The sequence below is a fragment of the Halanaerobium salsuginis genome, assembly GCF_900114545.1.
GTDB lineage: Bacteria > Bacillota > Halanaerobiia > Halanaerobiales > Halanaerobiaceae > Halanaerobium > Halanaerobium salsuginis.
On the sequence record NZ_FOTI01000031.1, the window covers coordinates 18787 to 34494 of the forward strand.

The following is a 15708-nucleotide window of genomic DNA, read 5'->3' on the forward strand; positions in this document are numbered from 1 at the left end:
TGTCTGAGTCCTGATATAATGAGTATAAATCTGGTAAATATTTTAAGACTAAATTGGAGGTCAATATTTTATAGTGGATAATACTGCAGCCTTTTCCAGAATAACAAAAAATACAGATATTATCTTTGCGTTAATGGTTGTAGGAGTAATTGTTATGTTTATTATTCCTTTACCAACTGTTTTGCTTGATATGCTGCTTGCTGCCAATATTACTTTTTCAATGGTAGTTATTTTAGTAAGTATTTATACAACAGAACCATTGGACTTGTCAGTTTTTCCTTCTTTACTGCTTTTTGCTACTTTATTTAGATTAGGTTTAAATGTCTCTACAACTCGTTTAATTCTAGGGCAGGGTTATGCTGGTGAAATTATTATGAGTTTTGGCGAGTTCGTAGTTGGTGGTAATTATGTAGTTGGTCTTATTATCTTTTTAATCTTAATCATTATTCAATTTGTAGTTATTACCAAAGGTGCAGAAAGAGTTGCAGAAGTAGCAGCTCGGTTCACTCTAGATGCTATGCCAGGTAAACAGATGAGTATTGATGCAGATTTAAATGCAGGAATTATTGATGATAAAGAAGCTAAACGAGAACGAGAAAAAATTAGACAGGAAGCAGATTTTTATGGAGCGATGGATGGAGCTAGTAAGTTTGTTAAGGGAGATGCAATTGCTGGAATTATAATTACCTTTATTAATATTTTAGGTGGTCTAGTAATTGGGATGTTACAGCAAAATATGGGTTTTGCTCAGGCAGCACAAAATTATATTTTACTTTCAGTTGGAGATGGACTTGTTTCACAGATTCCGGCTTTATTAATTTCAACTGCAACTGGTATGGTTGTTACAAGAGCTGCTTCTGAAAATAATATGGGAAATGAAATGACCCAACAGCTGCTTAGACAGCCAAAAGCACTTTTAATTGCAGCAGGAGTATTATTAGTGCTGGGCTTTGTACCGGGTTTGCCAACTATTCCGTTTGTTATGCTGGCTATTTTTATTGGGTCAATGGCTTATCTAATTCTTAGAACAGCCGAACCAGAAAAACCAGCCCGGGAAAGAAAGCAAAAACCAGAATTGAGTCCACAAGAAAAGCAGGAAATGAAAGAAAGAGAAATCAAAGAATTAATTAAAGTTGATAAATTAGAAATTGAAGTTGGCTATAATTTGATTTCACTTGTTTTACCAGAACAGGGTGGAGATTTTCTGGATAGGGTAGCTAATATTCGAAAACAAATTGCTATGGATTTAGGAATAATTTTACCGCCAGTGAGAATAGTTGATAATCTTCAGCTGCAGCCAAATACTTATCGAATCAAACTGCAGGGAGTAGAAATTAGTCAATATCAACTTTATGCTGATAAATTTTTAGCAATGGATCCTGGTGATACATTTGAAAAAATTGAAGGAACTGATACCCAGGAACCAGCCTTTGGAACACCAGCAATCTGGATTGAAGCTGAGCAAAGGGAAAGAGCAGAAATGGCAAATTATACAGTTGTTGATCCTGGTTCAGTTATGGCAACTCATTTAACAGAAATAATTAGATCACATGCTCACGAATTACTTGGTAGAGCAGAAGTTAAAAAACTAATTGATAATATTAAAGAAGAAAATCAGGCTGTAATTGATGAGCTATTACCGGACTTAATGAATCTAGGTGAAATTCAGAAGATATTACAGAATCTTCTCTGGGAAAATATTCCAATTAAAAACTTAGTTTTAATTCTTGAGACTTTAGCAGATCATGCTGCTAGAACAAAAGATCGGACAATTCTGACTGAATATGTGAGACAGGGTTTATCAAGGCAAATTAGCAACCAATTTGTAGATGAAGAGAATACTTTACATGTTTTTACAATTGATCCACAGCAAGAAGAAAATCTGGTTAATTCTTTAGAACAATCTGACCAGGGAAATTATCTTTCTTTACAACCTGCTCAAGCTAATAATTTAATTAATAAAATTGTTGAACAGGCAAAAGGTTTTCTGGAGCAGGGAAAAAGTCCTATTTTATTAACATCTCCAATGATTAGAAGACCAATTAAAGAATTAGTCCACCGTACTTTTTCCGATTTAACAGTTCTTTCATTTAATGAACTGGAAGCAGATGTTAATTTAGAGGTGCAGGGGGTTATCAATTAAATGAAAGTAAAAAAATATACAGGCGAAACTATGCAGGATGTTATTTTTCAGGTTAAAGCAGATCTTGGTCAGGAAGCAGTAATTGTTGATAAAAGAAAAGTAAAAAAAGGTGGTATTTTAGGTTTTTTTACTAAAACTAAGGTTGAAGTGGTAGCTGCACTTGAAGACAGTACAACTAAAAATTCTGCCGAAAAATCTGTTGATGGGAAAAATATTACAAGTGCTAATGATGAAAGAGATAGTATAGATATTTCTAACTATCGTTCCCGGAGCAGAAGTTCACAAATTCCAGAAACTGCTAGTAAAAATCCAGCTGAAAAAAATGCAATCAAAGAATTTATTGATGATCTGAAATATGAAGATAACTCAATTATTAAAAGAGCAGGTCAAGAAGTAAAAAATATTGCTAAATTTAATCAGGATAAACTTAAACAGGCTGTTAATAAATATCAAGCCCGAAAAACTCAATCAGCTCCTAATAAACAGCCCGAAAATAAAATTGCAGCTACAGTTAAAGCTGAACCTGACAGCAGTGCTAATACCGTAAAAGAAGAGCTGTCATTTGAACAGGAAAACTTAACTGCTGCTCAACGTTTGCAGTCAAGACTAAATGGTAAAACGGGCACCAGTAAAAATAATAATAAAATATTTAATGATAATCAACTTTATAATTATTTGCTTGACCAGGGAGTTGAAAGTAGAAATTTAAATTTATTTCTCAATAAGATAAATAGTGAGATTGAACTTGTTGAAGCAGATGAAACTGTTTATAAAGATCAGCTCAATCAATTTTTCAACAGTTATTTTGCAGCAAATTCAGGAATTGATTTATCTAAACAGCAGACTGTTATTTCTTTTGTTGGTCCAACTGGGGTTGGGAAAACTACTACAATGGCCAAAATAGCAGCTCACTTTGCAATTGAGGAGAACAAAAAAGTTGCTTTAGTAACAGCTGATACTTATCGGATAGCTGCTGTTGAACAATTGCAGACTTATAGTAAAATTATTGATATTCCCTTTGCAGTTTGTTATAGCAGTGCCAAACTGGAAAACTTAATTACGGAAAAATTTGCTGATCGTGATTTGGTATTAATAGATACTCCTGGCAGCAGCTGGCAGGATAGGTCACAGCTAAGTAGATTAACTGATTATACTGAACGTGATTTTATAGATGAAGTTCAGTTATTGCTAAGTTTAAATACTAAAAGCAGTGATTTGCGTAGTATAATCACTAAATTTTCTATCTTAAATCCAGATAAAATATTATTGACAAAACTTGATGAAACCTCTACTTATGGTGATATAATTAATATTAAAGAAAGTTATGATTATCCATTTTCTTATTTAACTTTTGGTCAGGATGTTCCTGATGATATTGAAACAGCCAGTGCTAATGTGCTTTTTAAATATGTTTTTGGTGATTTTTATGCATAGTCAAGCTGCTAAATTAAAAGAAATTATGGCTGAGAAACGTGCAGCAGTCCAGGAGCAGCTGGCAAATGTTAATACGCGAATTATAGCTATTGCAAGTGGTAAAGGGGGAGTTGGAAAATCTACTTTTACAGTTAATTTTGCTTATAATTTAAGTAAATTAGATAAAAAAGTTTTAATTATTGATAATGATATTGGAATGGCTAATCTTGATATCATGCTTGGAGTTCAACCGCGATTTGATTTAGGTCATCTGCTGCGCGGCAACTGTACTTTACAGCAAGCTGTTACTGAAGGTCCAGCCGGGATTAAGCTTTTGAGCGGGATAACAGGTGATGATACATTCATTGATATTAATAATGACTTAATGCACAAGTTGGGAGAACTTGGCTCTGAACTGGAAAATGAATATGATTTTCTTTTAATAGATCTTGGAGCAGGGGCTGGCAACAGTATTGTTAGTACTATTCTAGCTGCTGAAGAATTAATTCTAGTTTTGACTCCTGAACCAACAGCTGTTATGGATAGTTATAGTTTGATTAAAATTTTAGCCAAACATAATTATCATCAATCAATAAAAATGATTATCAATCAATCTGATAATAAAAAAGAAGCTAAACAAACAGCAGAAAGAATTATTAAAACAGTAAAAAAATATCTTGAACTTGAAATTAGTTTGTTTGGAACAGTTAGTTATGACCGCAAAATAAGTTCTGCTTTAAGAAAACAAAAACCTTTTGCAGAAATCTTTTCTGGACGCCCTGCTGCTCGTGATTTTGCTGAAATAACTCGTAAAATCACAGGTGAAGAAGATCCCAGGTCTGGGGGAGTAAAAAGTTATTTTTACAAGATGGTAGGGTTTTTCAATAAACATGTTAAATAGCTGATGGAGTTGAGATTATGAGAGAACTAGAAATAAATCAAAAAATAGAAATAGAAATTTTATCTGGTTTTTATCAGGGTAATTATTTAAGCAAAGTAGCTGATTTTTTAGATGATAATATTTTAGTAACTGGTCTTTATCGGGAGGGATCACCATTACCGGTTAGATTGGGACAACAGGTCAGTGTTTATTACACAACAGATAGAGCTGCTTTTAAATTTGAAACAGAGGTTTTAAAAAGAACTAATGAACCAATTCCTTTACTTCTACTTGCACCACCAGATTCAACTCAGCGTATTCAGCGGCGTGATTATTTTAGACTTGATGCTACTGGAATTGTCTATTTATATAAAAATCCAACTGAGGTTGATTATCCAGTTAAAATAGCTAAAGCAAGAATGCTTGATATAAGTGGTGGGGGAGTTAAAGTTGAATTAGAAAGGGATTTAAAAGAAGGAGATGAGTTTTTAGTTACTTTAAAAGATATTTTACCTAAAAAGACTTTTATATCTGCTAAAATTGTAAGGAAAGATAAAGTTAACGATAGTCTTTATAATTATGGAGTTGAATTTACTGATCTTAAAGATGAGCAGCGAGAAGAAATTATTCAGTGGATTTTTACTTATCAGCGTAAAAGCAGAAAAAAAGGTTTGAGATAAATGGTTTTTAATTCATTACTAATTGCTCTCATCTCATATGTACTAACTATTATCTACAATTTATTAATGCAGAGAAATTTAGAAAGTGTTTTTTTTCAGGCTATTAGATTAATGGGTTTGATTTTTTTGACTGCTTTATTTTTACAGCTTGCAATTTATTTAATCCGTGATTTTAGAGATGAAGATTCGGCTTCTGAAACCGCTGAAACTAAATCAAAACAATCTGGAAATACTGCAAGTTCAGATTCTTCTCATCAGGAAGAAGAGCCTAATGAAGCAAAAACTGTTGCTGATTATGAGGCTGAAATGGAGGCTGATGACCAGGCAGAAATAGAAAATGAATTTGAAGCAGCTGATTCAGGTAGTTTTTCCGCTCTTAATCCAGAAGAATTAGATTATCAAGAGTAACTTAATTATCTTAATTAGAGGGAGATTAAGATGGCACTAGATATGGATTTATGGAAAGATTACAAAAAATATAATAATCAACAAGCTAGAGAAGAAATAATCCTTGCTAATCTTGGATTGGTAAAATACGCAGCTGGTAGAATAATAATTATGCTGCCTGACCATATCGAGCAGGGAGACTTAGAAAGTTATGGAATTATTGGTCTGATTGAAGCGGTTGAAAAATTTGATTATCAAAGAGGAATTGAATTTTCAACTTTTGCTTTACCAAGAATTAAAGGAGAAATTTATGATTATTTAAGAAAAAAAGACTGGCTGCCTGATAATATGAGAAGAGAATTGAAACAGGTTGAAAATGCCAGAGATAAATATCATGCGCAAACAGGAGAAAATCCTGACTATAATACCATTGCAGATTTAACTGGTATTTCTGAAGCCAGATTACATGTAATTGAAAGGCATAGACAAATGTCGAATTGGATATCTTTATCTCATGATTTTGATGGGGTTGATTTAATTAATCTTGTAGCAGCTGATTTAGAAAATGCGACTGATAAACTGAGCAAAGAGGAAGCGGTTAATTTATTAGCAGAAAAAATTGACCTTTTATCTGAGCGAGAAAAACTTTTGCTTTCTTTATATTACTATGAGGAATTAACTCAAGCTGAAATTGCTGAAGTTTTAGAGCTAACTCCAGCTAGAGTTTCTCAAATACATAGCCAGGCTATTAGACGGCTGCGAGGAATGTTAAGCAAATTTAAAGAGTATTTCTATTAGTGAGAGGTGGAGTGAAATTGACAACTGAGCAGATTGCTAGAAAAGACAAAAATTGTCTGCTAAAATTTACTAAAGATGATGTGCTGTTAAAACTAAGATTAGATAATAATCCAGATTTAGTAGAGATAGAAGAATTTTTAGAAAAAAATAGTATTATGGAAGCAGATTATGATATAATAAAAAATAAGTTAGAAGAGGAAGATGAGGGTTGGTTTAAAATAGCTCCTAATCTTGACCTTCCAGTTGAAGATGATAAAGTTTCACTTAAAGTTACTAAAGATAAGCTGCAGGCTTTATTAACTTTTGTGCCAGGCAGAGATGGCAAACAGTTACAATTAGCAGATGTGAAAGATTTATTAGCTGCCGAAAATATTACTTACGGAATAAATCAGGAAAAAATAAAGCAAATTTTAAAACATAGAAATCCAGTCGAAAACTCTATTGTTGCCGAAGGTAAAGCGGCAGAGCCTGGACAAAATGCTTATTTAATTTATCATTTTGAAGAGAAGAAAAAACAGGCTGGTACTTTAAGAGAAGATGGAACAATGGATTTTCATTCTCTTGACTTGATTAATAATGTTCGCAAGGGAGAAAAAATTGTTACTAAAGTTGATCCTGTATCTGGTAAACCAGGGATTGATGTATATGGTAATGAGATTACTCCTCCTCAGCCTAAAGATGTTAAACTCCCCCGGGCCAAAAACACCGTACATAAAGAGAACGATCTCTATGCAGTTAAAGATGGTCAGATAGTTAGAGAGCGAGATAAAATTGTAATTAAGCCTGTATATCAAATCAGGGGAGATGTTGATTTAAGCACTGGAAATATTGATTTTGTCGGCAGTGTTAAAATCGGTGGAAATGTGCGAGAAGGTTTTGAAATTAAAGCAGCTGGAGATGTTGAAATTAATGGCAATGTTGGAGCAGCTAGAATAGAAGCGACCGGCAATGTGTTAATAAAAAAAGGATTTTTAGGTAGAAGTAAGGGAGAAATTTCTGCTGAAGGTGATGTGAATGCTCGTTTTGTTGAAAATGCTAATATAAAAGCTAATAATGTTCGAGTTCACGAAGCAATTATGCACAGTAAAGTAACTGCTAAAGATAGTGTTATTGTTACTGGAGGGAAAGGTCTAATTGTAGGGGGAAGAATAATTGCCCAAAATTTGGTTGAGGCTAATTTAATTGGTTCTAGCCTGGCCACTAAAACTTTTATTGAAATTGGACTTGAGCCTGAACTTAAAAAACGTTATACAGACTTAAAATCAGAGTTAACTAATTTAGAAAATAATCTTGATAAAGTTGAAAAAAGTATTGATTTATTAAAATCAATTCAGCAAAGTGGTAAAAAATTACCAGCTAATAAAGAAGAAATGTTTTTTAAATTGAAAAAAACAAAATTAGAATTAAAAAACAATCAAGTTGAGTTAACAAGGGAGTTTGAACAATTAAAAGAGGCTTTAACAGCTTCTGAAAAAGCTGTTATTAAAGTTAATGAAAGTATTTTCCCAGGGGTTCAACTTTTAAGCAGCAAAGATAAAATGATTATTCGAAATAAAATTTCGCAGGCTGCTTTTAGTGAAATTAATAAAGAATTAAGACAGACAACTATTTAATTTAAATAAGGGGGTGATTTGATTGTTAAGAGGATTATATACTGCTGCTGCTTCTATGAATGTTTTAGAGAAAAAGAGTGATATTAGAGCTAATAATATTGCTAATGCTAATACTAATGGTTTTAAAAAAGAGGGTACAATTACAGCAGCTTTTCCAGAAATGATGTTAGAAAAAATTGAAGCAGGAAAAAGAAATCAAGAAATTGGCAGCTTAGAGACTGGTTCTTATCTGGAAAGAAGTTGGCAGAATTTTTCACAAGGATCTGTCCAACACACTAATAATAAACTTGATTTTGCTGTGCAGGGACCAGGCTTTTTTAGTATTGCAACCGCAAATGGAACTGCTTACACTAGAGATGGTAATTTTACTTTAAATTCTAATTCAGAATTAGTGACCCAGACAGGAAATCAGGTGCTTGATGTGAATGGGGATCCGGTTCAATTAATTCCCGGCCAGGACTTTGCTGTTAGTGGCAATGGACAAATTGTATTTAATAATGGACTGCAGGGTGCTCAGATTGCCCTGGTAGATTTTGCTGAAGATGAAGTAGAGCAACTGGGAGATAATTTATATCAACCAGCTGCTGGAGTAGAACCTGCTGAAATAGATTCTACCATTCTGCAGGGATATCTAGAAAATTCAAATGTTAAAATTGTTGAAGAAATGGCTAAAATGATCAAAACAACGCGTCAATATGAGTCAAATCAAAAAGTAATTACCACTCTTGATGACAGTCTGAATAAAGTTATTAACGAAGTTGGTAAAGCTTAAATTAATAAAATTGCTTAATTTTGGGGATTAAATAGTTTTTTGAGTTAATAAATTAAAAGTTAATCGCAGCTTGTTAACTTTACTCAGGCTGGACCTTAATGGAAGCCTGTTACTGTTGACTGATAGATACAGTAATTATTTAGGGAAGCTGACAAAAAATATGAGGTGAAATATATTTATGATAAGTGCACTCTGGACATCTGCTACTGGGATGAATTCTCAGCAGACAAATATTGATGTTATTTCTAATAACCTGGCAAATGTAAATACAAATGGTTTTAAAAAGGCAAAAGTTAATTTTGCAGATCTAATCTATACTACCATGCGTGAAGCTGGTACTCCAAATGCTCAAGGAGCGGAAGTTCCAACTGGAATTGAAATTGGGCATGGCTCAAAAATTAATAGTACTCAAAAAATATTTACTCAGGGAGATATTCGGAATACTGATAGTCCACTTGATATTTTAATTGAAGGAGACGGTTTTTTCCGGGTTCAATTGCCCGACGGTAATTTTGCTTACACTAGAGATGGATCTTTTAGTCAAGATAGTACCGGCCAGGTAACTACTTCTGATGGTTATCCGCTTGATCCACCTATAACAGTTGATCAGGAAGCAACTGAAATTTCTATTACTTCAGATGGTATGGTTAATTTAACTGTTGATGGTGAAAATGTTCAGGCTGGTCAGATTCAGTTATATCGTTTCTCTAATCCAGCTGGTCTAGATAGTGAAGGACGTAATCTTTATGGGGAAACTATTGCTTCTGGAGAAGCTATGGCTGGAACTCCTGGTCAGCAGGGCTTTGGTACAGTTGTGCAAAATTTTCTGGAAATGTCAAATGTTAAGGTAGTAGAAGAAATGGTTAATATGATCGCAGCTCAAAGAGCTTATGAAACTAATTCTAAGTCAATTCAGGCTTCTGATGAGATGTTACAGACTGCTAATCAACTTAAGCGTTAATTAGTATAAATTGAGGTGTTTTTTAGTTTGAAGAAAATACTGTTATTTTTATTGATATTAGTAACTTTGACGGGGAATGCATTAGCTTTAGAAATTATAATTCCAGAGAAAGTTTTAGTTGAATCAGATCAAATATTGCTTAGCAGTATAGCTGATTTTAATGAGTTTAATCTGAATGAAGAAACTGCTGTTAAGTTACAAAAACTTGATTTTGGTGATTCTCCTAAAATTGGCTATCAGAAGCGGATTAGTCATGTTCTAGTTGATCTTTCTCTCCAAAATATTGGCCTTAACAAAACTGATTATCAGCTTGTTATGCCCAAGTATGTTACTATAAGCAGAAAAAGTAGAGTGATTAATCCGGCTGAAATAAAAGCAAGAGTTGAAGCTTATTTAAAAAATAATCTTGATTATAAATTAGCTAACTTAGTTATTAAATCTACCCGTAAGCTTAAAGCAATAGAGATTGCAGACCAACCTTATCAAATTAAGATAGCCAGCAGTTATAATTTGAAGTTTAGTAATAATAGTTTACCTATTGAAATAACTCAAGCTGGTAAGTCTGTTAAACGGATTTATTATCCTTTTAAGCTGGGGGTTAAAGAAAAATTTTGGGTTGCTAATCACGATCTTGCTTATGGTAGTAATTTGGAAAAAAATGATTTTACTTTTAAAGTTAAAACAGTTTTTGCTGATCCAGCCGATTATGTTAAGGATTGGGAAAAAAATAATATTAGACAGCAAAACTTGGCTATCTCTTTAAGAGAAGGTGATGTTTTAAGTTTTAAAGATTTAAAAAAATCGCTTGCTGTTAAGTGGGGAGATAAACTAAGACTGAAGCTGAAAGTTAATAGTGTTATTTTAACAACCACTGTTATTGCTAGAGGTAGAGGTGGAATTGGTGACCAAATTACAGTTGAAAATATTAAAAGTGGTTATAGATTTAAAGCTAAAATAATATCAGCAACTGAAGTGAGGATGGTCTCAAATTAAATGAGGTGTAAGTATAATGATTTCAATTAAAAAAACATTATTATTATTATTATTGGCTATGCTAGTGCTTATTAGTCCGGTTATTTTAGCAGAATCACTCTGGAACGAAAATTCTGCTGATCTTTACCATGATTATCCAGAATATGAAGTTGGTGACATTATTACTGTAGTAATTGAAGAAGATGCTAGTGCAATTCAGAGTGCTAATTCTGATACAAGTCAAAATAGCAGTTATAATGCTGAAGAAGGTACCGGATTCTTAGATTTTATACCATTTTTTGATTTCAACTACTCAGATTCAGAAACTGCTGATGGTGAAACACAACGCAGCGGTACTCTGGAAGCGGATATTACTACACAGGTAGCAGAAATTACAGCTAATGGTAATTTAAAAATTCGCGGAACTAAAAAAGTTAAAATAAATGGTGAAATTCAGACTATAGTTCTGGCAGGAACGATTCGACCAAAAGATATTAATTTTGATAATGAAGTTTCTTCTAAGCGCGTTAGTAATGCTAACATTGAATATGAAGGAGAAGGAACTGTTGGAGATAAACAACAGCCTGGCGTATTAACAAGACTGTTTAATTTTATATTTTAATTACGGATGGGGTTGATTTAACAATCAACTTGAAAGAAGGGATAGTTTGCTGAAATTGAAAACTAATACAATTTTAATAACGGTTATTATTTTAATTATGATATCTATTTTATCAGGGACAGTATTTGCTGCCGTTAATAATGATCCAGAAGTAATGATCGGTAATATTACTAGAATTTCAAGTCTGCGGGTTAATCAATTGATTGGTTACGGTATTGTGGTTGGTCTTAATGGAACAGGTGACTCTAATAGTTCTCAAGCTACAGTACAAAGTGTAGCCAATATGCTGCAAAATTTTGGAGTAAATGTTACTGATGATCAGGTAACAAGTGATAATATTGCTGCTGTTATGGTAACTGCAGAACTACCACCAGTTGTTCATAATGGTGATCAGCTCGATATAACTGTTAATTCAATTGGTGATGCTGATAGTCTTCAGGGAGGAACTTTACTTTTAACTCCACTGCAAGCCCCTAATGGTCAGGTCTTTGCTTCAGCTCAGGGGCCAATCTCTATTGGGGGATTTAATGTAGGTGGGGGTGGCAATCAGGTGCAGCAAAACCATCCTACTGTTGGTAGTGTACCGGGAGGAGCTTTAGTAGAAAGAGAGCTGCGTGCTAATTTAGATAATCAGCAGCTTACTTATGTATTAGCTAATCCTAATTTTAAGACTGCCAGTGAAATTGCAACTGCAATTAATAATAATTTTGGCTTTGGAGTGGCTAAAGCTGCTGATGCTGCTACAGTAAATATCTCTATTCCAGATAATTTTGCTGATAACACAGTTGATTTTATTGCAGCTGTTAATGATTTAAAGGTAAGACCAGCCTTAGAAGCTAAAGTTGTGATTGATGAAAAAACCGGAACAGTTGTTTTCAGTCATAATGTACAGATCTCTACAGTTGCAGTTGCTCATGGTAATTTATCTGTAAGAATCACTACAAGTGAAGATGTTTCACAGCCGCTTCCTTTTAGTGATGGTGAAACTACTACAACGCAAGATGTTCAAATCCAGGTAGATCAAGGACAGGAAAGTAATATGGTGGTTGTCAATCAGTCTAATACAATTGAAGATCTAGTTAGTGCTCTTAATGCAATTGGCGCAACACCACGTGATATTATTTCTATTATACAAAAAATTGATGCTGCTGGTGCTTTACATGCTAAATTAGAATTACGTTAATAATGAGTAGATTTTATAATAAAATTTAGAATTAGAAAATTAAGCTGTTAAATAAAAGTTAGCTGTATTTGAGGTGATATTAACATGGATCAAATAAATAACTATCAGGCTTTGACTCAATTTAATTTACAAAAACAAATTGATTTAAAGGCAGAAAAAGCTACTGCTGATGTAGATAAAAATGAACAGAAGTTAAATAAAATAGCTGAAGATTTTTCAGCTATTTTTATAGGGAAAATGTTATCAGCAATGAAGAAAACTTTGCCTGATAAAAAAATGATTGATGGTGGATTTGCAGAAGATATTTTTTCAGATATGATGTATCAGGAATATAGTAAAATGGCAGCTAAGCAAGGTCTAATGTCTAACTTAAATCAGGCTTTAGTAGAACAGTTAAAAAAACAGCAGTCTTGATCAAGACTGCTGTTTTTGTGCAATAAAGGTAACTGCTGAGCCACTGACTAAGAGAATGATTCCAATAATAGTTGTTGGAACTATTGCTTCCTTTAAGATAGTTAAAGCTAATACAGGTGCTAGAGCAGGTTTAAGATAAAAAACTAATGATGCTGTTGCAGCAGAACTTTGTTCAATGGCTAGAAAATAAAATGTATAGCCAAGACCTGTTACAAAAATACTAATATAAATTAAAGCTGGTAAGCTGCTTAAATGAATACCTGTAATAATTGGTACTCTAACTAAATCAGTTAAGCCAAGTGAGTTAAGCCAATTTGCAATTGGTTTAAGATGAGTTAGTTCAATTAAGATAAATAACTCCAGACTACCAAAAAGAAAGGAAAGACAGGTATGGGTTATACCACCATAGCGGTCTTTTTTTGTTTTGCTTATAATACCATAAAAAGCAAAACTTATTGCTGAAATTAAAGTTAATATTACTCCAAGCTTGCTGCTGGCCATTTGAAAAGGATTCATTATAAATATAATACCGATTAAACTTAAAGTCAGGGTCAGCAGATGGTGATGATAAATTTCTTCTTTTAAAATAAAATAGGCAAATAGAATTAGAAAAACAGGGTTAGAACTAAATAAGACTGCTACAGTAGAAGCTTTACCACTATTTACAGCTAGCTGAAAACAGCTCATACTTATGACAACACAGATAAATCCCTGGAGAAGGAAAAACTTAACATCTGAACTATTTAAGCTTAATTTTTTAGCTTTAATATTTTTTAAAGCAAGCGGGAGTAAAATTAGTCCCCCAATGAAAAATCTGAGAAAGTTTAGTTGATGTGGATTATACTGAGCACCAGCCATTTTTAGTGCTATTTCCATAGTGCTAAAAAGAATAGTTGCCAATATAATATAAAGATATTTTTGACGCATTATTAATTGGTCACTTCCTTAAATAAAGTTAGGTTTAAAAATTATTTAATCCTGGTTTATTAACAACTATAAAGTATAGTACAATCATTAGTAAATGTCTAGTTTAATTGTAAATTATATTAGCTATACTTCTCTCATCAGCTAGTTAACTGTAATCATTATAAAAAGTATCAATGTTTTGACTATTGAATTGATTTAGTGTATAATATTATACAATTAAACAATCAGTTTAATTTATTTGTTTAATTAAGCCAAGCAGAGTTATTAGATAGGTGAGAAGTTTAGCAAAAAACAAAAAGGAGAGATGAGTTGAGATGAGAACAAAAGATTTAGCTCAGGCAGCTTTATTAGTAGCGATTGGATTTATTTTACATGCTTTTTTCCCGCCAATTGTGTTGGGAATGAAGCCTGATTTTGCATTAGCCATGATGTTTATTTTACTTATTATCAAACAGGATTTTAAATTAGGCTTTTTAGTTGCAGTAGTAACAGGGATTTTTACAGCTTTAACTACTGGTTTTCCTGGCGGACAGATTGCAAATATGATAGATAAGCTGGTTACTTTTTTAATTATTTATCCATTAATACCTTTAATTCTAAGGCTGAATTCCAAAAAGGTAGCAGTAGGAATTATAACTGCTTTTGGCACAATTTTAAGTGGCACTATTTTTCTCGGATCTGCTGCATTCATCGTTGGGTTACCAGGACCTTTTGCAGTTCTATTTACCACAGTGGTTTTACCAGCAGCTGTTATAAATACAGTTACAGCTGTAATTGTGTTTAGTGTAGTTCATTTTGCAATTGGTGTAGAAAAAGTAGGCGAAAGCAGTTCGCAAATTTAATTAGCAAAGTATATTTTTACAGGTTCTATTAAATAGAACCTGTTTTGACATTTTAGCAGCTCTGAGATATAATAATAACAATTAGATTAGTATTTAGTTGAGATGAGAAAAAAATATGAGGGAGAGATGAGTTGAGATGAGAACAAAAGATTTAGCCCAGGCAGCACTGTTAGTAGCAATTGCGATGATTTTAAGGACTTTGACACCACCAATACTTTTAGGGATGAAACCAGACGTTACTTTAGCTATGATGTTTATTATCTTGATTATTAAAAAAGATTTTAAATTAGGCTTTTTAGTTGCGCTGGCGACAGGTATTTTTACAGCTTTAACTACTACCTTTCCTGGTGGCCAAGTAGCAAATATAGTTGATAAATTGCTGACTTTTCTGATAGTCTTTAATTTAATTCCGCTTTTTGCTAAATTTTTAACTAACAAGTTATTAGCTGCAGTAACTACAGCAATTGGAACTATGATTAGTGGAACTTTATTTTTAACGGTAGCTTCTTTGATAGTTGCTTTACCAGCTCCATTTACAATTTTATTTACCACTGTTGTGTTACCGGCAGCAGTAGTTAATACTGTTACAGCTGTAGTTATTTTTAGTGTGGTTAGTTTTGCAATGGATGTTGAGTATGGGAGTAGTAGAGAAAAAGAAGCTTTATAACTTTTAATGAACCTCCTCATTTGACTGGGGAGGTTTTCCCTTGTTAATTTTAAATAAAAAAACTAAGTAATTTTTTATCAATTTAGTTGCAATTGCAACTAAATTATGCTATGGTTTGCCCCCAAAAAGACTAAATAAATTTCATTAATAACCAAATAATAACAATAAGTTTTTCTTTTATCATCCTCAAATTAATCAGATTAATCTCTCATAACCCTTTAGATGACGGGCTTTCTTTGATATAATTAACTTAAGGAATCAAAGAAAGGATGATAGAATGTTTGTTCCCAACAGTCACCAGCAGTTAAGTCTTTACGATTCATTTAAAGATTTGCCCAAATATCTACAGGAATATCTTTTAGATTCCTGGGCTGATACTTTTCAGGAAATTATCTTTCCTGCAATTGATGAAGAACGCTTTGCCGTACTCTACA

16 protein-coding genes are annotated in these 15708 nt (G+C 32.9%); 15 read left to right on the plus strand and 1 reads right to left on the minus strand.

Annotated elements, in window-relative coordinates; genetic code table 11:
• Positions 1 to 70 precede the first annotated feature (70 nt).
• The 13 genes from flhA to BMZ74_RS10010 all read left to right on the plus strand — a co-directional run bounded on the left by flhA (position 71) and on the right by BMZ74_RS10010 (position 12838).
• Positions 71 to 2143 (plus strand): flagellar biosynthesis protein FlhA, encoded by a 2073-nt coding sequence (gene flhA, locus BMZ74_RS09950; RefSeq protein ID WP_425432342.1) that lies wholly within the window; start codon positions 71 to 73, stop codon positions 2141 to 2143.
• Positions 2144 to 3577 (plus strand): flagellar biosynthesis GTPase FlhF, encoded by a 1434-nt coding sequence (gene flhF, locus BMZ74_RS09955; protein ID WP_089862098.1) that lies wholly within the window; start codon positions 2144 to 2146, stop codon positions 3575 to 3577.
• Positions 3570 to 4457, plus strand: a complete 888-nt coding sequence (locus BMZ74_RS09960) for a MinD/ParA family protein (RefSeq protein ID WP_089862099.1) — start codon at positions 3570 to 3572, stop codon at positions 4455 to 4457. The genes flhF and BMZ74_RS09960 overlap by 8 nt, the downstream gene beginning before the upstream one ends.
• Positions 4458 to 4474: 17 nt before the next feature.
• The gene (locus BMZ74_RS09965) at positions 4475 to 5116 is read left to right on the plus strand and encodes a flagellar brake protein (RefSeq protein ID WP_089862100.1); all 642 of its coding nucleotides are present in this window, start codon (positions 4475 to 4477) and stop codon (positions 5114 to 5116) included.
• Between the two features lie 66 nt (positions 5117 to 5182).
• Positions 5183 to 5524 (plus strand): hypothetical protein, encoded by a 342-nt coding sequence (locus tag BMZ74_RS09970; RefSeq protein WP_177181421.1) that lies wholly within the window; start codon positions 5183 to 5185, stop codon positions 5522 to 5524.
• 30 nt (positions 5525 to 5554) lie between these two features.
• Entirely contained in the window at positions 5555 to 6301 is a 747-nt protein-coding gene (locus BMZ74_RS09975) for a sigma-70 family RNA polymerase sigma factor (RefSeq protein ID WP_089862102.1), read from the plus strand.
• A gap of 17 nt (positions 6302 to 6318) precedes the next feature.
• Positions 6319 to 7914 (plus strand): flagellar assembly protein A, encoded by a 1596-nt coding sequence (locus BMZ74_RS09980; protein ID WP_089862103.1) that lies wholly within the window; start codon positions 6319 to 6321, stop codon positions 7912 to 7914.
• A 22-nt stretch (positions 7915 to 7936) separates the two neighbouring features.
• Positions 7937 to 8686 (plus strand): flagellar basal-body rod protein FlgF, encoded by a 750-nt coding sequence (gene flgF / locus BMZ74_RS09985; protein WP_089862104.1) that lies wholly within the window; start codon positions 7937 to 7939, stop codon positions 8684 to 8686.
• A gap of 178 nt (positions 8687 to 8864) precedes the next feature.
• Entirely contained in the window at positions 8865 to 9647 is a 783-nt protein-coding gene (gene flgG / locus BMZ74_RS09990; protein WP_089862105.1) for a flagellar basal-body rod protein FlgG, read from the plus strand.
• 27 nt (positions 9648 to 9674) lie between these two features.
• Positions 9675 to 10640: a flagellar basal body P-ring formation chaperone FlgA gene (gene flgA / locus BMZ74_RS09995; protein WP_089862106.1), complete on the plus strand. Its 966-nt coding sequence runs from the start codon at positions 9675 to 9677 to the stop codon at positions 10638 to 10640.
• 16 nt (positions 10641 to 10656) lie between these two features.
• Entirely contained in the window at positions 10657 to 11241 is a 585-nt protein-coding gene (locus BMZ74_RS10000; protein ID WP_177181422.1) for a flagellar basal body L-ring protein FlgH, read from the plus strand.
• Positions 11242 to 11287: 46 nt separating this feature from the next.
• Complete coding sequence (locus tag BMZ74_RS10005) at positions 11288 to 12424, plus strand: flagellar basal body P-ring protein FlgI (RefSeq protein ID WP_245750867.1); 1137 nt, start codon at positions 11288 to 11290, stop codon at positions 12422 to 12424.
• A gap of 84 nt (positions 12425 to 12508) precedes the next feature.
• Positions 12509 to 12838: a rod-binding protein gene (locus tag BMZ74_RS10010; protein WP_089862107.1), complete on the plus strand. Its 330-nt coding sequence runs from the start codon at positions 12509 to 12511 to the stop codon at positions 12836 to 12838.
• On the opposite strand, the gene BMZ74_RS10015 is transcribed toward BMZ74_RS10010, so the two are convergent.
• The gene (locus BMZ74_RS10015) at positions 12839 to 13765 is read right to left on the minus strand and encodes a DMT family transporter (RefSeq protein ID WP_089862108.1); all 927 of its coding nucleotides are present in this window, start codon (positions 13763 to 13765) and stop codon (positions 12839 to 12841) included.
• 314 nt (positions 13766 to 14079) lie between these two features.
• Between BMZ74_RS10015 and BMZ74_RS10020 the strand changes: the two genes are divergently transcribed.
• Both BMZ74_RS10020 and BMZ74_RS10025 read left to right on the plus strand, forming a co-directional pair.
• Positions 14080 to 14607, plus strand: coding sequence for a tryptophan transporter (locus tag BMZ74_RS10020; RefSeq protein ID WP_089862109.1), 528 nt, complete (start codon positions 14080 to 14082; stop codon positions 14605 to 14607).
• A 136-nt stretch (positions 14608 to 14743) separates the two neighbouring features.
• On the plus strand, positions 14744 to 15274 hold the full coding sequence (locus tag BMZ74_RS10025; protein ID WP_089862110.1) for a tryptophan transporter: 531 nt from the start codon (positions 14744 to 14746) through the stop codon (positions 15272 to 15274).
• Positions 15275 to 15708: the final 434 nt, after the last annotated feature.